Below are 18,866 nucleotides of genomic sequence, written 5' to 3'. Positions count from 1 at the left end.
GCATATTGGTTTTCAGGTAGCCTGCGCTTAGCCGCCGATGCGTTCCAGCAGCATCCGTTCGAGTTTGAGCTGGAAGGCGGTGTCGGCCAGCTGCGGGTGGCGGATTAGGAAGCTGTCTTCCACGCGTTCGTCGAAGGTGGCGATGGCGGCGTAGCTGAGGTTGATGTTGAGCTGGGCGAACACGTCGGCAATGTCGGCCAGCAGGAAGGCGCGGTTGGCGGCGATGATTTCCAGGGTGTAAGCGCCGGCGGTTTCTTCGGCGGAGAGGGTGATGCGCGGCGCAATGGGCAGATGGCGCAGGCGGCGGCTCAGCCGGTGGGGAGAGGGGCTGGGTTCGACGGCGCCCGGCGGATGGTGCACGAATTGGTCTAAGGCTTGCTGCAAGCGGGTGCTGATGCGCTCGATGTCGTCGGCGAGGCAGTTGGCGGGCAGTTGCAGCACGAAGGTGTCGAGGATGTATTGGTGGTCGGTAACGTAGGCGTGGGCGGCGAGGATGCCGAGCTGGTGGCGGCCGAACAGGCGGCACAGGCCGGCAAACAGGCGGTCGCGGTTGGGCATGAACACCATCACTTGCAGGCCGCCGGTGGCGCTCAGGGGGCGGATGTGGGCTTGGGGCGTTTCGGCGTTGGCAGCCAGCAGGGGCAGGTGCCATAGGATGATGTCGGCGCTGTGGCGCACGAAATAGGCCTGCCCGAGCTGCAGCCACAGCGCCCGGCTTTGCGCTTCGCCCACGCCCGCTTCGGCCAAGGCCTGGCGGGCTTTTTGCTGGCGGCGGCTCACGGCCATATCGCGGCTGGTGGTTTGGCCGCCGAAGTATTGCAGGGCCGAGCGGAACAGGGTTTCGAGCAGGCTGGCTTTCCAGGCGTTCCAGATTTTGGGGTTGGTGCCGCGCATATCGGCCACGGTGAGCAGATAAAGCGCGGTGAGCCGCTCGGGCGTTTGCACACGGCGGCAGAAGGCGGCCACCACGGCCGGGTCTTGGATGTCTTCTTTCTGCGCGGTGAGCGACATTAAAAGATGGTTGCCCACCAGCCACACGAGCAGGTCGGTTTCGTATTGGCTCAGGAAATGGTCGGCGGCGAAGCGGCGGGCATCTTCCATGCCCAGCTCGGCATGGTCGCCGCCGCGCCCTTTGGCGATGTCGTGAAACAGGGCGGCCAAATACAGCACAGGTTTGCGCTCGAAAGCGTGCATCAGGGCGCTGGCAAAAGGCAGTTCGTGGCTGTGCGCTTCCAGAGCCAGCCGGCGCATATTGCGCACCACCATCAGGATGTGGTCGTCCACGGGGTAAACGTGGAACAGGTCGTGCTGCAGCAGGCCGACAATTTTGCCCCACTCGGGCAGGTAATGCGAAAGCGCGCCGTAGAGGTTTAGGAAGCGCAGCAGGTGGGTGAGCCCGCCGCCGTGGCGGAAGAAGCCCACGAAGCGGCGGCGGTTGGCCGGATCGGCATAAAAACGGGCGTCGGTTTTTTGCACCGCCTGCCACCAAGCGCGCAGGGTTTTGGGGGCGAGGCCGGAGAGGTGGCTGTATTGCTGCCACAGCTCCAGCACCTTGAAAATATGCTGCGGCTCGCGGCGGAATAAGGTTTTATCGCGCACGGCGATGAGGTTGTTTACTTGGAAATAGTGCTCGTCTAAATCCAGCGCCACGCGCGGCAGCGGCGAGGAAATGCGCCCGCGCAGCATCGGCAGCAGGATGCCGCCCAGCTGTTTCACGGTTTTCACCGCGCGGTAGAGCGTGTGCATCAGCCGCTCGCTGCGCACTTGTTTGCTTTCATCGGTGTAGCCCAGTGCGTAGGCCACCTGCGGCTGCAAGTCGAACCGCAGCTGCTCCTGCGGCTTGCCGGCGGCCAGATGCAGCTCGATGCGGATACGCGCCAGGCTGCGGTGGCTGCGGCGCAGCATGGCTGCTTCGGTGCGGGTGAGGATGCCTTGGCGGGCCAGGCGGTGCAGCTGCGGCGAAATGCCCTGCACCCGTGCCAGCCAGAGCATGGTGTGGATATCGCGCAGGCCGCCGGGGCAGGTTTTCAGATTTGGCTCCAAGCTGCTGCCTGCTTGTGCTTTCAGATGCCGTTGCTGCAATTCCAGCAGTTTGCCTTCGGCAAAGGCCGTCAGGTCGCGCTGCACGTCCAAATCGCGGCACAGGCGGGCAAACAATTCCCGGCTGCCGTGGAGTAGACGGGCTTCGAGAAGCGATGTGTCGCCGGTTAAGTCTTCCGCCGCCCCGACACACAGCTCGTCCACGCTGCCGGTTTTCAGCGAGGGATTCAGTCCCATGTCCCACAGGGTTTGCAGCCAAGTTTCAATTTGCTGCTGTTGCATTTCATTCAGGGAATCGGCCGCCACAATGCCCAAATCCACATCAGAATGCGGATACATCTCGCCGCGCCCGAAGCCGCCCAACGCCAGCAGCGCCAGCTCTCCTTCCGGCTGCATCTGCCGCCACAGCGTGGTAACAGTGTGCGAGAGCAGGGCGCTGTAGGCAGCAAAAAAACGCTGCGGGCTGCGGTGGCGGCGGTAGTCGGCAACGATTTGCCGTTTGTGCTCGGCCAGCTCCTGCGCCAAAAGCTGCGGGGATTGCGGCATGGTTGGGTTCCTTGAATGGGGTGGGGCGATTGTGGTCTTGGGATGGGCATGGGAAGGCTACCTGAAAATGCTTGGTTGAGTTTTCAGGTAGCCTTATTTGTGTCAAACCATGCGCCTACAGCCTGCTTACGCCGGTTACGCCTTTCACGTTGGCGAGGCTGGCGAGCACGTGCGGCAGGTCGTCCACCTGATGTACTTCCAGCGTGAAGCGCAGGCTGGCCTGCAGGTTGCGCGATTGGGTTTGCACGGCGGTCACGTTGAGTTTATGCCGCGCCAGTGCTTCGGAAATATCGCGCAACAGGCCGTTGCGGTCTTGGGCGGATACTTCGATATCCACGGCAAACACTTGCCCGGCAGGCACGCCGGCCCAGCAGGCCGGCACGACTTTTTCAGCCGCGTCGGCGGCGAGTTTCTGGAAAGAGGCGCAGCCGATGCGGTGGATGGAAATGCCGCGCCCGCGCGTTACGAAGCCGGCGATTTCGTCGGGCGGGGCGGGTTTGCAGCATTTGGCCAAAGTGGTGAGCAGGCCGGATTCGCCGTCCACCAAAATGCCGCCTTTGCCGCCGGTTTCTTTGATGCGCGACTGTTTGACGATGCTCTCGGTGCTCACCGGCGCGGCAGGCGGCTCGGCCAGCAGGCCGCAGGCTTTCTGCACGGCGCGGGGCATGATTTCGCCGTGTGCCACGGCGGTGTAGAGTTCGTCCGGTTTTTTGAAGCCGAGCTTTTCGGCCAAAGCCTGCATATTGGGCTTGGGCTGAACTTTGAGCAGGGTTTTTTCCAGCTGCAGCCGGCCTTGTTCGCGCACGCTTTCTGCATTTTGGCGGCGGATGTGGGCGCGGATTTTGGCAGCGGCCTTGTTGCTTTTCACCCAGCCTTCATACAGCCAGTTTACGGACGGCTCGCCCTCTTTGGCGGCAATAATTTCCACGCGCTGGCCGTTCTCCAGCGGAGTGGAGAGCGGCACGATTTGGCCGTCTACCTTCGCGCCGCGGCAGCGGTCGCCCAGGCTGCTGTGCAGGGCGTAGGCGAAATCGATGGGAGTGGCGCCCACGGGCAGGGAGAGCACTTTGCCGTGCGGGGTGAGCACATAAATGGTGTCGTTAAACAGCTCGGTTTGGAAGGCGGCGGCGAGGTCGGCTTTGCCGCTCTCGGCCATGTTTTCGCGCCAATCCAAGAGTTGGCGCAGCCAGGCGATTTTTTGCTCATATGCGGAATCGCCTTTGCCGCCTTCTTTATAACGCCAGTGCGCGGCCACGCCGAATTCGTTGAATTGGTGCATTTCTTTGGTGCGGATTTGCACCTCGATGCCTTTGTCTTCCGGGCCGACAATCACGGTGTGCAGGCTTTTGTAGCCGTTGCCTTTGGGGTTGGCGATGTAGTCGTCGAATTCGCCGGGGATGGGCTGCCATAGGCTGTGCACGATGCCCAGCACGGTGTAGCACTCGGGCACGCTGTTCACCAGCACGCGCACGGCGCGGATGTCGTAGAGCCCTTCGAAATCGAGCTTTTTCTTCACCATCTTGCGGTAGATGGAGTAGATGTGTTTGGGGCGGCCGGCCACGTCGTAATCGCGGATGCCGTATTTGGCCAGCTCGGCTTTGAGGATGCCGAGGAAGTGGTCGATATAGTGTTGCCGCTCGGGGCGTTTTTCGTCGAGCAGGTGGGCGATGCGGCGGTATTCTTCGGGGTTTTGGTGGCGAAAGCCGAGGTCTTCGAGCTGCCATTTGAGCTGCCACACGCCCAAGCGGTTGGCCAGCGGGGCGAAAATATCCAGCGTTTCTTTGGCAATGCTGCGTTTTTCCGGGCTGTCGGGGCAGCCGCCGAGGTATTGCATGGTGCGGGTGCGCAGGGCGAGTTTGATCAGCACCACGCGGATGTCGGACACCATGGCCAACAGCATTTTGCGCATGGTTTCGGCCTGTGCGGCACGCTCTTCAGGCGTGGCCAAGCCGTCCACACGGGCAAAGTGGGTGAGTTTCTGCACTTGGTCGATACCTTGCACCAAGCCGCATACGGTTTGGCCGCATTGCTCGGCTACCTGAAGCTGCCAATCCCCGCCCTGCTTGGACATGCCTGACAATATGGTGGCGGCCACGGCTTCGGGCAGCAAATCGAGCTGTGCCACCATCTGCGCCGCGCCCACGGTGTGCGGCAGCAGCGGCTCGCCGGCGTAGGTTTGCGCGTCGGCGGGGTAGTGTGCCTCGGCCAGCGCAAGCGCCTGCTGCAAGAGTGCGCGGTCGGCCTCGTTTTGCTGCGCGGCATAGCCTTTCAGCCAGGCCAAACATTCTTGCAGGTTGGTTACATGCGTGTCTGAATAGCCGGTCTCCATGGTTTCCCCTTTTTTGCGGTATGAATTTTTACAGTATGAAAGTTGATTGTAACCAAAAATCCGGCCAGTGGGGTCTGGTTGGTGCAGGGAGTTTGATGCAGGTGCAATTTTGTGTGGGGAAGTGGTAAAATTCGCGTTTCGCACAGGCTACCTGAAAGATACCCGCTATGCTGTTCCATCCCGAAGTCATGACCGTTGAAATGCTGGCGCAGAAAATCCGCAAAATCCCCAACTGGCCGCAGGAAGGCGTGCTGTTTCACGACATCACCCCCGTGCTGCAAAGCCCGGAATATTTCCGCCTGCTGGTGGATTTGCTCACCTACCGCTACATGACGCAAGACATCGACGTGGTGGCCGGGCTGGACGCGCGTGGCTTCATCATCGGCGCCGCGCTGGCCTATCAGCTCAACGTCGGCTTTGTGCCCATCCGCAAAAAAGGCAAGCTGCCCTTCACCACCCTTTCCGAAAGCTACGCGCTCGAATACGGCGAAGCCACCGTGGAAATCCACACCGACGCCATCAAAGACAACGCCCGCGTGTTGCTGGTGGACGACCTCGTGGCCACCGGCGGCACCATGCACGCCGGCATCAAGCTCATCCGCAAGCTCGGCGGGAATGTGGTGGAAGCTGCCGCTATCCTTGAATTTACCGACCTGCCCGGTGGCGACCGAGTCCGCAACGAAGGCGTGCCCTTGTTTACTCTGTATCAAAACAGCGGCGCGGTCACAGAAGAGCATACGGCACCGCAGGCCGGTTAAAAACCGTCATGCAAATATCCGGCTTTCAGGCTACCTGAAAGCCGGATGGTTTTTGATGCGACAGCATTTTCTGCCGCCGGATAAAACCGTGCCGTATCGGCAGTATCAAAAGGCAGGGCAGTTCGCTATAATCGCCCACGCAGTATTTACCCGTGTTTTGATAAGGACCATGCTATGAAACTGTATCTCCCCCTGATTGCCGCTGCCGCTCTGGCGCTGGCTGCCTGCGGCGGCGAAACCGCCCCCAGCGCACCCGCTTCCGAAGCCCACCACGACCACGCTGCTTCAGCCGCCTCCGCCGCTTCCCAAGCCGCACCGGCCTCTGAAGCCGCCTCTGCTCCCACCGCAGCTGCCGAAGGCTGCTCGAAATTGGTGGAAACCGGCGACAGCATGCAGTACAACACTGCTGAAATCAGCGTGCCCAAAGGCTGCACCGACTTCACCGTTACCCTCAAACACACTGGCAGTATGCCCAAAACCGCGATGGGGCATAACATCGTGATTACCGCCGAGGGCGATGTGAACGGCGTGAACAACGACGGCGTAGGCGCAGGCCCGGACAACGATTATGTGAAACCCGGCGACGAGCGCGTGATTGCCCACACCAAAATCATCGGTGGCGGCGAAGAATCCTCCGTTACCTTCCCTGTGGCCAAACTGGCTGCCGGCACCAACTACAAATTCTTCTGTTCTTTCCCCGGCCATGCCGGCGTGATGAACGGCGTGGTGAAACTGGCGGATTAATCTCCAAGGGTTTGCCCAAACAGGCAAAAGGCTACCTGAAAGTTCAGGTAGCCTTTTTTGCTGGCCGGGTATGGATGCCGGGAGGCCGATATGCCTATTTTAACTTCGTTGAAGCTCATGCTTTCAGGTAGCCTTGGCTGAAAGGCCGAGCCTGCTTACTCCGGCAGCACCTCTTCCGCTGCTTCCCGCACCAAGGCCGAAGCTGTTTCGATAACGGTTTGTTCGCCATTGGCTTCCAGCGGCAAACGAGCCAAAATGGTTTCGCTGGCACGCACTTTTTCGCCGATGGCCACCAGCGGCACGGCATCGGTGGGCAGATACACATCCACCCGCGAACCGAAACGGATAAAGCCGTAGCGTTGGCCGCGCGTGATTTTTTCGCCCGGCCGCACGTAGCACAGAATACGCCGCGCCACCAAACCGGCCACCTGCACAAAGGTCAGCTCACGCCCGCTTTTCGTGGTGGCGAACACCGCATTGCGTTCGTTTTCCGTGCTGGCCTTATCCAGCGCGGCGTTTACGAATTGGCCGGGGAAGTAGTCCACCTGCGTTACCGTGCCGTCAACCGGCGCGCGCTGCGAATGCACGTTGAACACATTCATAAACACGCTGATTTTCAGCGCGGGCACTTTGCGGAACGGGTCTTCGGCACGCTCCACCACCACAATGCGCCCGTCGGCCGGGCAGAGCACGGCTTCCGGATCGGCCGGAATATCGCGCGCCGGATCGCGGAAAAACTGCACCGCAAACACGGTGAACACCCAAAACGGCAGCGACCACCAGCCGCAGCAGAGGCTCACCAGCACGCTCAACAGCAGCCCGCCCAAAATAAACGGCCAGCCTTCCCGCGCAATCAGCGGGTGGGGGTAGAAACGGTTCACGGTATGATCCTTTTTGAATTGAGTTGGAATAGGGCGCGATTATACAAGATACGGGGTAGGGCGGAAGCGGCTTGCGTCAAATCGATGAGGCTGCCTGAAAGCATGAGCTTCAATGAAGTTAAAACAGCCCCGCCTGCGTTTTCAGGTAGCCTCGGTTTCCCTCACCACTGCTCGCCGCGTTCGCCTGTGCGGTCGCCCCAAGTTTCGTCCGGTTCGTAGGGCAACACCAGCATGGCCGTGAGCCAGCCGCCAACCGCAAACAGTACGGGCAGCACATACCACGGCGGTGTGGCCATCAGCCGGCTGAACGTGCCGTCGGGCACGGGCAGCATGCCCTCCAAAGTGTTGGCAATCAGCTGGTTAAACTCCGGCACCACATCCACACCCGCCAGTTGCGGCAGGGCATACAAAACCGCCGTCAGCCCCATCCAGGCCAAAGTGGCCATTGCCCGTCCCGGTAGATTATTTTGCCAAGCCAATTGGCCGGCCAGCCAGCCCGTGAGCAGGGCGGGCAGCGCGAGCAGCCACAGGCAGTGGATGGCCGAGGTCAGCACGATGCTCAAGCCATTGAATCCCGCCAGGCGCAGCAGCATGGCCTGCGGCGACTGCCAGCCGCCTTTCCACAACACGGTTAGCGCGCCGTAGAGCAGGCCGCAGGAAATGCCTGCATACAGCACATACCAAATCATCGTTTGCCGCTGCGGCAAATTTTGCCGATTGCCCATGGCCGGTTCCTTGATTTCACCAAAGGCGCACAGGCTACCTGAAAGCGCCGTGCGCGTAAACCGGGCTGGTTTTAACTTCGTTGAGCCCACGCTTTCAGGTAGCCTGTTCCGGCTGGACAAGTTCATGCGTTTAGGCACACAATCCCAGCCTTCAACCATCTTGCCAAACAAAGGAGCATCATGAGCCAGAACAACGCCACCATTCTGCAAACCCTGCCTGTTGGACAAAAAGTCGGCATCGCCTTTTCCGGCGGCCTAGACACCTCCGCCGCCCTCCTGTGGATGAAACTCAAAGGCGCGCTGCCTTATGCCTACACCGCCAACCTCGGCCAGCCCGATGAAGACGACTACAACGCCATTCCCAAAAAAGCCATGGAATACGGCGCACAAAACGCCCGCTTAATCGACTGCCGCGCCCAGTTGGCGCACGAAGGCATCGCCGCCATCCAATGCGGTGCGTTCCACATTTCCACCGGCGGCATGCCCTATTTCAACACCACCCCGCTCGGCCGCGCCGTAACCGGCACCATGCTCGTTTCCGCCATGAAGGAAGACGACGTGAACATCTGGGGCGACGGCAGCACCTACAAAGGCAACGACATCGAGCGTTTCTACCGCTACGGTCTGCTCACCAATCCCGCGCTGAAAATCTACAAACCTTGGCTCGACCAGCAATTTATCGACGAACTCGGCGGCCGCCACGAAATGAGCCAATTCCTGATTGCCAACGGCTTCCAATACAAAATGTCGGTTGAAAAAGCCTATTCCACCGATTCCAATATGCTCGGCGCCACCCACGAAGCCAAAGACTTGGAGTTTCTGAACAGCGGCATCAAAATCGTCAAACCCATTATGGGCGTTGCCTTCTGGGACGAAAACGTGGCAGTGAAAGCCGAAGAAGTGCGCGTGCGCTTTGAAGAAGGCGTGCCGGTGGCCTTGAACGGCCAAACCTTTGCCGACGCAGTGGAACTCTTCCTCGAAGCCAACCGCATCGGCGGCCGCCACGGCTTGGGCATGAGCGACCAAATTGAAAACCGCATCATCGAAGCCAAATCGCGCGGCATCTACGAAGCCCCCGGTATGGCGCTGCTGCACATTGCCTACGAGCGCCTGCTCACCGGCATCCACAACGAAGACACCATCGAGCAATACCGCATCAACGGCCTGCGTCTCGGCCGCCTGCTGTATCAAGGCCGCTGGTTCGACAGCCAAGCCCTGATGCTGCGCGAAACCGCCCAACGCTGGGTGGCCAAAGCCATCACCGGCGAAGTAACGCTGGAGCTGCGCCGCGGCAACGACTATTCGATTCTGAACACTGAATCGCCCAATCTCACCTACGCGCCCGAACGCCTGAGCATGGAAAAAGTGGAAAACGCCGCGTTCACACCGCTTGACCGCATCGGCCAGCTCACCATGCGCAATCTGGACATTACCGACACCCGCGCCAAACTCGGCATCTACGCCGACAGCGGCCTGCTCTCGCTGGGCGAAGGCTCGGTGTTGCCGAAACTGGGCAAGGGCAAGTAAGTCCGGGCTGTATAAAAAGGCTACCTGAAACGAAATTGCCGAAGGCAGCCGAGTTTCTGCGAAGCCAAAATTTTCAGGTAGCCTCATCAATAAAGGCTACCTGAAATTGCTTTCGGGCAGCCGCCTGCCCATGCGCTATAATGCCGCATCTTCAATCCATTCCGCCTGATGCCATGCCGCGCCGACCTCCTTTCCAGCCCGACAAATCCCTCAGCCGCCCCGAGCGCGTATTGCTGGTGGGCGTGATGCTGGCCGACAGTTTCTCCGGCAGCAACGAGCAGCGCGCCCGCGCTTTTCAAAACGTGTTGGACGAAGCCGCCGAGCTGGTACGCGCCGGCGGCGGGGAGTTGGTGCACGTTTCCACCGCCCGCCGCGACCGCCCCAGCGGCGCCTTGTTTGTGGGCACAGGCAAAGCCGAGGAGCTGGCGGCCGAAGTGCAGGCGCACAATATCGAATTGGCCGTGTTCAACCACGAGCTCACACCCACTCAGGAGCGCAACCTTGAAGCCAAGCTGCAATGCCGCGTACTCGACCGCGTGGGGCTGATTCTCGCCATTTTCGCCCAACGCGCGCAAAGCCAGGAAGGCCGCCTGCAAGTGGAGCTGGCGCAGCTCACCCACCTCTCCGGCCGCCTGGTGCGAGGCTACGGCCACCTGCAAAGCCAAAAAGGCGGCATCGGCCTCAAAGGCCCGGGCGAAACCCAGCTCGAAACCGACCGCCGCCTGATCGCCCAAAAAATCACCACCCTGAAAAAACGCCTAGCCGATGTGCGCCGCCAGCGTGCCACCCGCCGCAAAGCCCGCCAGCAGGGCAGCCTGCCCACTTTCGCCCTGGTGGGCTACACCAACACCGGCAAATCCAGCCTGTTCAACCGCCTCACCAAAGCCGACGTGCTGGCCAAAGACCAGCTCTTCGCCACGCTCGACACTACCGCCCGCCGCCTGTATCTCGACCGCGAGCACAGCATCATCCTCACCGACACCGTAGGCTTCGTACGCGACCTGCCGCACCGCCTAGTGGCAGCTTTCTCCGCCACACTGGAGGAAACCGCCCAAGCCGACGTATTGCTCCATGTGGCCGACGTTTCCCAGCCCGACTACGAACAGCGCATGGAAGACGTCAACCGCGTGCTGGCCGAAATCGGCGCCGCCGATGTGCCGCAGCTCTTGCTGTATAACAAAATCGACCTCCTGCCCGCCGAACAGCAACAGCCCGGCATCCTGCGCAGTAAAAGCGGCCAAATCGCCGCTGTGCGCCTCTCCGTTACCCAAAGCTTGGGCTTAGAAGACTTGCGCCAGGCATTGATTGAGTGGGCAGATACACATAGCAAGGCATCAGGCGGCAAAGAGGCTACCTGAAACGGCTATAGTCGGAACGCTTTACTTTACTACGGCGTTGGCTAGTCTTTCCCCTGCTTGCTAGCGCGGGCTAAGTGTATTACCCATGCGGTTTCCCCGGGTGTTTATTGGTTGGAAAGGCTACCTGAAAGTGAAGCTAAAGATTTCAGGTAGCCTTTTTGATTTGAATTGTCCGGCATTTATACATGGAGGATTCAAAGGTGGAAAGGCTATCTGAAAAACCAAAAGCCGGGCATATAAGCCCGGCTGGTTTTATTGATCAAACTGTTTTCAGGTAGCCTCTATCTGCTAAACCAGCTGCTCGCCCCAATGCAGTTTCTGGCGCAGGGTTTTGTAGTATTGGTAGTTGGTGGGGTGCAGCACGCGCAGGGTGTTGCGGTAGCGGCGGATGGTGAGCCGGTTCATGCTGTGCAGGTCGATGTGGGATTGGCCGTCGCAATGTACGCGGGCGTTGTCGGCTTTGGTGATGAGGATTTCGATTTCGCAGCTGTCGGGCACCACGATGGGGCGGTTGGTCATGGATTGCGGGCAGATGGGCACGAGTGTGAGGGCGCGCAGGGTGGATTGCAGAATCGGCCCGCCGGCAGCCAGGGCGTAGGCGGTGGAGCCGGTGGGGGTGGACACAATCAGCCCGTCGGAGCGTTGGGTGTAGACAAATTCTTGGTTGATAAATACTTCAAATTCAATCATCTGCCCCAAGCCGCCACGGCTGATGACCACTTCGTTGAGGGCCAGTGCGGTGCAGTCGGATTCGTCGTGGCGCTGCACGGTGCATTCGAGCATGATGCGCTCTTCAGACAGATATTGGCCGGCGAGCATGCGCGAAATGTCGGCAATCATGTTTTGGCGCGGCACTTGGGTGAGGAAGCCTAAATGCCCCAAATGCACGCCCATGATGGGGATGCGGTAGGGGGCAAGCTGGCGGGCTACGGATAAAAAGGTGCCGTCGCCGCCGAGTACCAGCACCAAATCGCAGCAAGTGCCCATGTCTTCTTTGGCTACCCGTCGGCAGTTCTCGGCCAGCGGGTTGGCAGACAAATCGTTGCCGCATTCTTCGTCTAGCAACACTTCGATGCTGTTTTCTAAAAAGAAGGCCACCAGCTCGCTCAGGGTTTCCCCTAATTGCGGGGTGTTGGGGCGGGTAACGATGCCGATGCGGTGAAATTGGCTGTGTTTCATGTGGTGTAATGGATAAATTATGGGGGAATTACGTTAGGCCGAACTCTACCTGATTTTCAGGTAGCCTGAAAGGCGGGGCAGGGTAGGGCGGGGCAACGAAGTGGCCTTCTTATTTTAATTCACTATATTTTGTTTTTTATCATGCGGCTGATAGAATGCCGCGCCGTGTGGCTTTATGTTTCAGGTAGCCTTTTGTGTGTCCACAGGCTACCTGAAACATAAAGCCGGAATATTGATTTCTTTTTCAGGTAGCCTCATGCCGCAATCTACTCCGCCACCGGCACTCGCCCTGCTCGGCCCCACCGCTGCCGGCAAAACCGCGCTCGCGCTTGCTTTGGCCGAACAGCTGCCGCTGGAAATCGTCAGCCTCGATTCCGCGCTGATTTACCGCGGCATGGACATCGGCACCGCCAAGCCCACTCCGGCCGAGCGCGCTGCCGTACCACACCATCTCATCGACATCATCAACCCGCCGCAAAGCTACAGCGTGGCCGATTTTTTGGATGACTGCCTGCGCCTGTGCCGCGAAATCCACGCGCGCGGCCGCCTGCCGCTGATTGTGGGCGGCACCATGATGTATTACCACGCCCTCGTCAATGGACTCAACAGCCTGCCTGCCGCCAATCCTGAGATCCGCCGCCAACTGCAAGAGCAAAAACAGCAACACGGCCTGCCACACCTGTATGCCCAACTGCAACAGGCCGATCCCGCCACCGCCGCCCGCCTCAAGCCCGGCGACAGCCAGCGCATCGAACGCGCATTGGAAGTGTGGCTGCTCACCGGCCGGCCGCTCAGCCAACACTTCGCCGAACAGCCCGGCGCCACGCCAATGCTCTCCCTGCGCAGCATCGCCCTGATTCCGGCACAGCGCGAACGGCTGCACCACAATATTGAACAGCGCTTCTACGCCATGCTGGAGCAAGGCTTTCTTGATGAAGTAGGCCGATTGCAAGTGCAATATCCCGAGCTCAACCCCGACTACCCCGCCGTGCGCTGCGTGGGCTACCGCCAGGCTTGGGCACACCTGCAAGGCGAAACTGACCGCAACACCTTCATCGCCCAAGGCATTGCCGCCACCCGCCAGCTCGCCAAGCGCCAGCTCACCTGGCTGCGTAAACTGCCCGCCGATTTGGTGATCGACCCGTTTTCAGGTAGCCTCCAGCAACACAGCCAAACCCTTCATTCTTTTTGCCAACAACACTTTGCATGAGCACTTCCGCCCCCGCCTCTTTCCGCCGCCGTTTCGCCGCCCTGTGCTACGAAGCCTTGCTGCTGGCCGCCGTAACCTGCGTGGCCTTTATCCCTGCCGCCGCCGCTAATATGGCGTTGCATACTGTGCCGCTGCTGGCCGAAACGGCCGTAGCACTGATCATCCTAGCTGTGTGGTGGGGCTATTTCCGCCTTTGCTGGCACAGCCCGCGCGGGCAAACCCTGCCGATGAAAGTGTGGCGGCTGCAGCTGCAAACCCCCGCCGGCAACCGCCCCAGCCTGCGCCAACTACATCTGCGTTTCATCTGGGCTACTGTGCTGCTTTTACTACTACCGCTCGCCTCATTCGGCATCCTACGCCAACTCACCCCGCTGCCGCCTCAAACCGTGGCCGGCATGGCATTAGCGTGGTGGATACTGCCCATCGGCTTTGCCCTTATCCACCCCTCCCGCCAATTTCTTTACGACTACCTGGCCGGTACGGTTTTAACTGAGAAAGTGGTAGAAAGGAAATAGCATTCGCTGCTATATAAGGGGTTATCTGAAGGGTAGGTTGTCGCGTAGGTGAGATTCAAACTATAGTTATCCGAAAAGGTATGGGACAAGATGGCGGGTTTGTATTGTTTTTATTTGGATGATTATGTAACTAGAGCCATTCTTGTGATACTAAGTTGAGTTGTTCTAGTGTAATGCCAGCGTTTGCTGTTTGCATGGGCAGATGATTGCTCAGCCATAATGGGAAAAAGGCTACCTGAAATATTCAGGTAGCCTTTTTGATGCTGCAGACAACAGCGTAGGTTTATTCCGCGGTCGGTACAACAACCACAGTAATATTGGCCACGGCATCGGTATGCAGGGCGATTTCGATTGCGTATTCGCCAACTGCTTTGAACGGGCCATTGGGCAGGCGTACGTTAGCTTTAGCAGCTTCTACACCAAATGCACGGATAGCTTCAGCGATGTCGGCGTTGGTTACAGAACCGAACAGACGGCCGTCCACACCAGCTTTTTGAGCGATGGTGATAGATTGGCCTTCCAATTTGGCCTGACGAGCTTGTGCATCGGCCAGGATTGCGGCCTGACGAGCTTCGAGTTCGGCACGGCGGGCTTCGAAATCGGCCAAGGCAGCTTCGGTTGCGCGTTTGGCTTTACCTTGCGGAATCAGGAAGTTGCGGGCATAGCCGTTTTTTACGGTTACTACATCGCCCAGATTGCCCAAGCCGCCAATTTTTTCTAACAGAATGATTTGCATAATATAAATTCTCCGTTAATTATTTGTGTTGGTCGGTGTAGGGCAGCAGAGCCAGGAAACGGGCGCGTTTTACGGCCACAGACAGCTGGCGCTGATAGTGAGCTTTGGTGCCGGTGATGCGGGCAGGGATGATTTTGCCGTTTTCAGAAATGAAATCTTTCAGCAAATCAACTGATTTGTAATCTACTTGTTTGATGCCTTCTGCGGTAAAGCGGCAGAATTTTCTACGTTTAAATGTTTGACGAGCCATCTCATTCAACCTTTATTTTCAATAATTGTCTGTATATGCAATATGGGGCGACGGTATTTTTGGCTGTAAGCCGCAAGAAATCCGGATATATCCACCATACTGCCTGCTTTGTGTTGCCAGAGTTTTGCCTGTTCGCCGATTAATTTCGCCTGGAGTTCAAATCGGGCGAGATAGGGTTCGCCTGCTTCTGTCTGCCACGATTCATGCTCTAACATCAATCCCAATACGGCTATGCCGGCCGGGGTGTAGCGCAAGGTGTCGGCATCTTTGATGCGGGCGGTAAGGCTTACAGTATTGTTCAAAATCTCACGCTTAGGCTTCGGCAGCAGCTTCTTCCTGAGGCTGGCCGTTCAGCAGGTTTTTGGATTTTTCTTCCTTCATCATGGGAGAAGCTTCAGTAACAGCTTCGTCCATTTTGATGGTCAGGTGGCGCAATACGGCGTCGTTGAAGCGGAAACCAGTTTCCAGCTCTTCGATGGCAGCCGGGGTGCACTCGATATTCATCAGCACGTAGTGTGCTTTGTGCAGCTTGTTGATGGGATAGGCCAATTGGCGGCGACCCCAGTCTTCCAAGCGGTGAATGTGGCCGCCAGACTCGGTAATCAGGGTTTTGTAACGTTCAACCATAGCAGGCACTTGCTCACTCTGGTCGGGATGAACGATAAATACAATCTCGTAATGACGCATGTTATCTCCTTATGGCTAAATACAGCCCGCTATCATGCGGAAACAGCGGGCAAGGGGTGGAAAACGCGGCATTATATCGGCAAAATACAGGGTAAGCAAGCATTTGCTGAGTAGGGTGTGGTGGCTATGGCTTGGTATGTGTGCAATATTTCACACAGTGAACACAGGCTACCTGAAAAAGAAGATTCAATAACTTGGAAGTGAGTTTGGGATATAAAAAACCCGTATGCCAAAGCATACGGGTTCGATTTGGGGTGGCTGATGGGGCTCGAACCCACGACAACCGGAATCACAATCCGGGGCTCTACCAACTGAGCTACAGCCACCATAAAACTTTTGGCGCGCCCGACAGGAATCGAACCTGTAACCGCCCGCTTAGAAGGCGGGTGCTCTATCCGGTTGAGCTACGGGCGCTCTACCTATCCTGTCGTTCACAATTTTTCGGAGAACTTTGGTCGGGGCGGTGGGATTCGAACTCACGACCCTCTGCTCCCAAAGCAGATGCGCTAACCAGACTGCGCTACGCCCCGATAAGAAAGGCGAATTTTACTCATACTGTTTTTACCCTGTCAAGCAGGTAATGCAAAATTAAATATCAGTTTTGATTTGTTTGTATTGTTTTATGCTAAATAACAGTATGTTAATTGAAGATATGCTTACGCAACATCAGTGCATATATGCATAAGAAGTTTACATAGCCAAAGCCCCTCCCAACCTAAAAGTGTTATGAACAACATGCTATAATTGCCAAGCCAACAATCGTTGAAACCTCAGCAAAATCGCCGGCTGTAGCATATGTTGCTGCGTAAAGTGTTTTTATTTGTTATCAATAGATTAATACAATTTAATTTTTACCCAAGGCAGCCATTCAGTTCGTCCATTTTACTTCCCCACCCAACCCAACAGAAAAGGAATAGCCTATGACAGCCCAGATTCTCGATGGTAAAGCCGTTGCTAACGAACGTCTGCTGAAACTTGCCAACAAAGTGGCCGAGCGGCGCAAACAAGGCTTGCGCCCCCCGTGTTTGGCTGTTTTGCTGGTTGGTAGTGATCCTGCCAGTGTTGTGTATGTGAACAACAAAAAAATTGCCTGTGAAAAGGCTAGTTTCGACTCCCGTTCCTACGAATTGGCAGCGTCCACTACCGAAGAAGAGCTGCTGCAACTGATTGACGAACTCAATGCTGCCCCTGATGTGGACGGTATTTTGGTGCAGCTGCCTTTGCCGGCACACATTAACAGCCAGTCGGTAATCGAGCGCATTCAGCCGGATAAAGACGTGGACGGTTTCCATCCTTACAACGTTGGCCGCTTGGCCGTGAAAATGCCGCTGATACGCCCATGCACACCTAAGGGCGTGATGACCTTATTGGAAACTTACGGCGTGGAGCTGCGCGGCAAAAAAGTGGTGATTGTGGGTGCATCCAATATTGTCGGCCGCCCGCAGGCGCTGGAAATGCTGCTGGCCGGTGCCACGGTTACCGTATGCCACCGCTTCACCGTAAACTTGGAGCATGAAGTTTCTGAAGCCGATGTAGTGGTAGTGGGCGTGGGTAAGCCCAAGCTGATTCATGGCAGCTGGATTAAATCCGGCGCTGTGGTGGTGGATGTGGGCATCAACCGGTTGGCAGACGGTACGCTCTGTGGTGATGTGGATTTTGAAGCCGCCAAAGAACGTGCTTCTATGATTACCCCTGTTCCCGGCGGCGTAGGCCCGATGACCATCGCCACCCTGCTGGAAAACACCTTCTACGCTGCCACCCTGCACAACCAACCGGCAGCCTAGGCGCATATCGGTGCACAATAAAGGGCAAACAGCCATATCGACTGTTTGCCCTTATTTTTCTACATAATATAGCCACTTAAAAGGCTACCTGAAATTCTGCTGGGCAAGCCACACAATATTTTCAGGTAGCCTCTCCCTCTTCCCCCAAGATTTCCTGAAAAGCCTGAAACAGCTCACGTTCTTCAAAACGCGCATGACCACGCAGGGTTTCAGCAAAACTCTTCATCCAATCGGGATTATCAAGCTCGGGCGCAGCCAGCATTTGTCGCAACAGCGCATGTTCTTCCTCAAAACGCCGTTGCATTTCCGGCTGTGCCAATTTATCCCACCACGGCGCAAACAGCACTTCCTCCTCGGCAAAATGCGCCAGCAAATCATCTTTTTGCTTGGCAAAATCGGCACGGTGATCGGCGGCAGGGTCGCGCAGGATACGGGCACACATGGCCAGCGAATGGTGGTGGTCTTGCGACAGCGGAATCAGCAGGGGATGGCGTTTCATTTTTCAGGTAGCCTGAAGTGGTTGCACAATAGTCGGATTATATAGCGGACAGTGCAAAACGCCCACAAACACACCGCCATTTCATGATAGACTGCCCGCCGTTTGCCATTCCGTTTTCCTAATTGAAATGATCCCGCACAAACTTGTTATCGCCAGCCGCGAAAGCGCCCTCGCCATGTGGCAGGCCGAACACATCCAATCCCGCCTGCGTGCGCTCTACCCCGGCTGCGAAGTATCCATCCTCGGCCTCACCACCCAAGGTGACCGCATTCTCGATAAAACCCTCTCCAAAATCGGCGGCAAAGGCCTGTTTGTGAAAGAGCTCGAACAAGCCCTATCCGACGGCCGCGCCGACCTTGCCGTACACTCTATTAAAGACGTGCCGATGGTATTGCCCGAAGGCTTTGCCCTGGCCGCCATCTGCGAACGCGAAAGCCCGTTTGATGCCTTCGTTTCCAACAACTACCAGCGGCTTGAAGACCTGCCCGCCGGCGCCATTGTCGGCACGTCCAGCCTGCGCCGAGAAGCCCAGCTACGCGCCAGTTTCCCGCAGCTTCAGGTAGCCCCTTTGCGCGGCAACGTGCAAACCCGCCTTGCCAAACTCGATCAGGGCGACTACGCCGCCATCATCCTGGCCGAAGCCGGCCTCAAGCGCCTCAGTCTCACGCAGCGCATCCGCCACACCCTCTCCCCCGCCGACAGCCTGCCCGCCGCCGGCCAAGGCGCACTCGGCATCGAAATCGCCGCGCACCGCAGCGAACTGCTGCCCCTGCTCGCCCCGCTGAATCACGCCCAAACCACCGCCTGCGTTACCGCCGAACGCGCCCTCGCCCGCGCGCTGGGCGGCAGCTGCCAAGTGCCGCTGGCCGCCTACTGCACCGAGCAAGACGGCCTGCTCACCCTGCACGGCCTGGTCGGCCATCCCGACGGCTCCGTTATCCTGCGAGAAGAAGCCCAAGCCCCGCGCGAATACGCCGACGCCCTCGGCCGCGCCGTCGCCAAGAAACTGGCCGACAACGGCGCCCAAGAGCTCATCGCCGCCGTGCTGGCCGAGCAAGCTACCTGAAAAAGTATAGTGAATTAACAAAAACCAGTACA

The 18,866-nt window shown here is 58.0% G+C and carries 18 protein-coding genes and 3 tRNA genes; 8 read left to right on the top strand and 13 right to left on the bottom strand.

All coding sequences use genetic code 11. From position 1 onward, the window contains the following. Positions 1-27 precede the first annotated feature (27 nt). Complete coding sequence (glnD, locus tag HMPREF2796_RS05135) at positions 28-2,586, bottom strand: [protein-PII] uridylyltransferase (protein WP_210385345.1); 2,559 nt, start codon at positions 2,584-2,586, stop codon at positions 28-30. 115 nt (positions 2,587-2,701) lie between these two features. Continuing rightward, positions 2,702-4,915 carry a RelA/SpoT family protein gene (locus HMPREF2796_RS05130; RefSeq protein WP_070631482.1) on the bottom strand — a complete coding sequence of 738 codons (2,214 nt, stop codon included), beginning with the start codon at positions 4,913-4,915 and terminating at the stop codon, positions 2,702-2,704. Positions 4,916-5,082: 167 nt separating this feature from the next. On the opposite strand from HMPREF2796_RS05130, the gene HMPREF2796_RS05125 reads away from it, so the two are divergent. Further along, entirely contained in the window at positions 5,083-5,673 is a 591-nt protein-coding gene (locus HMPREF2796_RS05125) for an adenine phosphoribosyltransferase (protein WP_064084556.1), read from the top strand. A gap of 174 nt (positions 5,674-5,847) precedes the next feature. After that, positions 5,848-6,417 (top strand): azurin, encoded by a 570-nt coding sequence (gene azu, locus HMPREF2796_RS05120; protein WP_064088060.1) that lies wholly within the window; start codon positions 5,848-5,850, stop codon positions 6,415-6,417. Positions 6,418-6,572: 155 nt separating this feature from the next. Here azu and HMPREF2796_RS05115 read toward each other — a convergent pair whose 3' ends face one another. Both HMPREF2796_RS05115 and HMPREF2796_RS05110 read right to left on the bottom strand, forming a co-directional pair. After that, positions 6,573-7,298, bottom strand: a complete 726-nt coding sequence (locus tag HMPREF2796_RS05115) for a phosphatidylserine decarboxylase (protein WP_064088061.1) — start codon at positions 7,296-7,298, stop codon at positions 6,573-6,575. 161 nt (positions 7,299-7,459) lie between these two features. Next, on the bottom strand, positions 7,460-8,149 hold the full coding sequence (locus HMPREF2796_RS05110) for a hypothetical protein (RefSeq protein ID WP_141749158.1): 690 nt from the start codon (positions 8,147-8,149) through the stop codon (positions 7,460-7,462). Positions 8,150-8,203: 54 nt separating this feature from the next. Here HMPREF2796_RS05110 and argG point away from each other — a divergent pair, with 54 nt between their 5' ends. Together argG and hflX are read left to right on the top strand one after the other, a co-directional pair. After that, positions 8,204-9,550: an argininosuccinate synthase gene (argG, locus tag HMPREF2796_RS05105; RefSeq protein ID WP_064088063.1), complete on the top strand. Its 1,347-nt coding sequence runs from the start codon at positions 8,204-8,206 to the stop codon at positions 9,548-9,550. 173 nt (positions 9,551-9,723) lie between these two features. Further along, on the top strand, positions 9,724-10,908 hold the full coding sequence (hflX, locus tag HMPREF2796_RS05100) for a GTPase HflX (protein ID WP_023886982.1): 1,185 nt from the start codon (positions 9,724-9,726) through the stop codon (positions 10,906-10,908). 288 nt (positions 10,909-11,196) lie between these two features. On the opposite strand, the gene HMPREF2796_RS05095 is transcribed toward hflX, so the two are convergent. Continuing rightward, a complete protein-coding gene (locus HMPREF2796_RS05095) occupies positions 11,197-12,087 on the bottom strand; it encodes an NAD(+) kinase (protein WP_070631480.1) in 891 nt (296 codons plus the stop codon). Between the two features lie 256 nt (positions 12,088-12,343). Here HMPREF2796_RS05095 and miaA point away from each other — a divergent pair, with 256 nt between their 5' ends. Both miaA and HMPREF2796_RS05085 read left to right on the top strand, forming a co-directional pair. Further along, complete coding sequence (miaA, locus tag HMPREF2796_RS05090) at positions 12,344-13,297, top strand: tRNA (adenosine(37)-N6)-dimethylallyltransferase MiaA (protein ID WP_070631478.1); 954 nt, start codon at positions 12,344-12,346, stop codon at positions 13,295-13,297. Beyond that, complete coding sequence (locus HMPREF2796_RS05085; protein ID WP_070631476.1) at positions 13,294-13,812, top strand: RDD family protein; 519 nt, start codon at positions 13,294-13,296, stop codon at positions 13,810-13,812. Before miaA ends, HMPREF2796_RS05085 begins: the two co-directional genes overlap by 4 nt. 283 nt (positions 13,813-14,095) lie before the next feature. Here the strand turns inward: HMPREF2796_RS05085 and rplI are convergent, their stop codons facing one another. The 7 genes from rplI to HMPREF2796_RS05050 form a co-directional block, all read right to left on the bottom strand. After that, the gene (gene rplI, locus HMPREF2796_RS05080; RefSeq protein ID WP_070631473.1) at positions 14,096-14,548 is read right to left on the bottom strand and encodes a 50S ribosomal protein L9; all 453 of its coding nucleotides are present in this window, start codon (positions 14,546-14,548) and stop codon (positions 14,096-14,098) included. Between the two features lie 19 nt (positions 14,549-14,567). Further along, positions 14,568-14,798 (bottom strand): 30S ribosomal protein S18, encoded by a 231-nt coding sequence (gene rpsR, locus HMPREF2796_RS05075; protein ID WP_003822340.1) that lies wholly within the window; start codon positions 14,796-14,798, stop codon positions 14,568-14,570. 5 nt (positions 14,799-14,803) lie between these two features. After that, positions 14,804-15,100, bottom strand: coding sequence for a primosomal replication protein N (gene priB / locus HMPREF2796_RS05070; protein WP_070631471.1), 297 nt, complete (start codon positions 15,098-15,100; stop codon positions 14,804-14,806). Between the two features lie 10 nt (positions 15,101-15,110). Then, complete coding sequence (rpsF, locus tag HMPREF2796_RS05065) at positions 15,111-15,485, bottom strand: 30S ribosomal protein S6 (RefSeq protein ID WP_049259193.1); 375 nt, start codon at positions 15,483-15,485, stop codon at positions 15,111-15,113. Positions 15,486-15,735: 250 nt separating this feature from the next. Continuing rightward, positions 15,736-15,811 (bottom strand) — tRNA-His (locus tag HMPREF2796_RS05060). Positions 15,812-15,822: 11 nt separating this feature from the next. Next, positions 15,823-15,899: transfer RNA gene (locus tag HMPREF2796_RS05055), tRNA-Arg, on the bottom strand. Positions 15,900-15,937: 38 nt separating this feature from the next. Further along, positions 15,938-16,015 (bottom strand) — tRNA-Pro (locus HMPREF2796_RS05050). A 390-nt stretch (positions 16,016-16,405) separates the two neighbouring features. On the opposite strand from HMPREF2796_RS05050, the gene folD reads away from it, so the two are divergent. Continuing rightward, positions 16,406-17,269 carry a bifunctional methylenetetrahydrofolate dehydrogenase/methenyltetrahydrofolate cyclohydrolase FolD gene (gene folD, locus HMPREF2796_RS05045; protein ID WP_070631469.1) on the top strand — a complete coding sequence of 288 codons (864 nt, stop codon included), beginning with the start codon at positions 16,406-16,408 and terminating at the stop codon, positions 17,267-17,269. 121 nt (positions 17,270-17,390) lie between these two features. On the opposite strand, the gene HMPREF2796_RS05040 is transcribed toward folD, so the two are convergent. Further along, on the bottom strand, positions 17,391-17,768 hold the full coding sequence (locus HMPREF2796_RS05040; RefSeq protein ID WP_070631468.1) for a hemerythrin domain-containing protein: 378 nt from the start codon (positions 17,766-17,768) through the stop codon (positions 17,391-17,393). A 127-nt stretch (positions 17,769-17,895) separates the two neighbouring features. Between HMPREF2796_RS05040 and hemC the strand changes: the two genes are divergently transcribed. After that, a complete protein-coding gene (gene hemC, locus HMPREF2796_RS05035; protein ID WP_070631466.1) occupies positions 17,896-18,834 on the top strand; it encodes a hydroxymethylbilane synthase in 939 nt (312 codons plus the stop codon). The last annotated feature ends 32 nt before the right edge of the window (positions 18,835-18,866 follow it).

The sequence above is a fragment of the Eikenella sp. HMSC071B05 genome (assembly GCF_001811325.1).
In the GTDB taxonomy this organism is placed as follows: domain Bacteria; phylum Pseudomonadota; class Gammaproteobacteria; order Burkholderiales; family Neisseriaceae; genus Eikenella; species Eikenella corrodens.
Note: the sequence above shows the minus strand (reverse complement) of the source record. Positions and strands in the feature narration are given on the sequence as shown.

Coding starts and splice junctions, on each gene's coding strand:
- glnD (WP_210385345.1), bottom strand. CDS start 2,586: ATGCCGCAATCCCCGCAGCTTTTGGCGCAGGAGCTGGCCGAGCACAAA.
- HMPREF2796_RS05130 (WP_070631482.1), bottom strand. CDS start 4,915: ATGGAGACCGGCTATTCAGACACGCATGTAACCAACCTGCAAGAATGT.
- HMPREF2796_RS05125 (WP_064084556.1), top strand. CDS start 5,083: ATGCTGTTCCATCCCGAAGTCATGACCGTTGAAATGCTGGCGCAGAAA.
- azu (WP_064088060.1), top strand. CDS start 5,848: ATGAAACTGTATCTCCCCCTGATTGCCGCTGCCGCTCTGGCGCTGGCT.
- HMPREF2796_RS05110 (WP_141749158.1), bottom strand. CDS start 8,149: ATGAACTTGTCCAGCCGGAACAGGCTACCTGAAAGCGTGGGCTCAACG.
- argG (WP_064088063.1), top strand. CDS start 8,204: ATGAGCCAGAACAACGCCACCATTCTGCAAACCCTGCCTGTTGGACAA.
- hflX (WP_023886982.1), top strand. CDS start 9,724: ATGCCGCGCCGACCTCCTTTCCAGCCCGACAAATCCCTCAGCCGCCCC.
- HMPREF2796_RS05095 (WP_070631480.1), bottom strand. CDS start 12,087: ATGAAACACAGCCAATTTCACCGCATCGGCATCGTTACCCGCCCCAAC.
- miaA (WP_070631478.1), top strand. CDS start 12,344: ATGCCGCAATCTACTCCGCCACCGGCACTCGCCCTGCTCGGCCCCACC.
- HMPREF2796_RS05085 (WP_070631476.1), top strand. CDS start 13,294: ATGAGCACTTCCGCCCCCGCCTCTTTCCGCCGCCGTTTCGCCGCCCTG.
- rplI (WP_070631473.1), bottom strand. CDS start 14,548: ATGCAAATCATTCTGTTAGAAAAAATTGGCGGCTTGGGCAATCTGGGC.
- rpsR (WP_003822340.1), bottom strand. CDS start 14,798: ATGGCTCGTCAAACATTTAAACGTAGAAAATTCTGCCGCTTTACCGCA.
- rpsF (WP_049259193.1), bottom strand. CDS start 15,485: ATGCGTCATTACGAGATTGTATTTATCGTTCATCCCGACCAGAGTGAG.
- folD (WP_070631469.1), top strand. CDS start 16,406: ATGACAGCCCAGATTCTCGATGGTAAAGCCGTTGCTAACGAACGTCTG.
- HMPREF2796_RS05040 (WP_070631468.1), bottom strand. CDS start 17,768: ATGAAACGCCATCCCCTGCTGATTCCGCTGTCGCAAGACCACCACCAT.
- hemC (WP_070631466.1), top strand. CDS start 17,896: ATGATCCCGCACAAACTTGTTATCGCCAGCCGCGAAAGCGCCCTCGCC.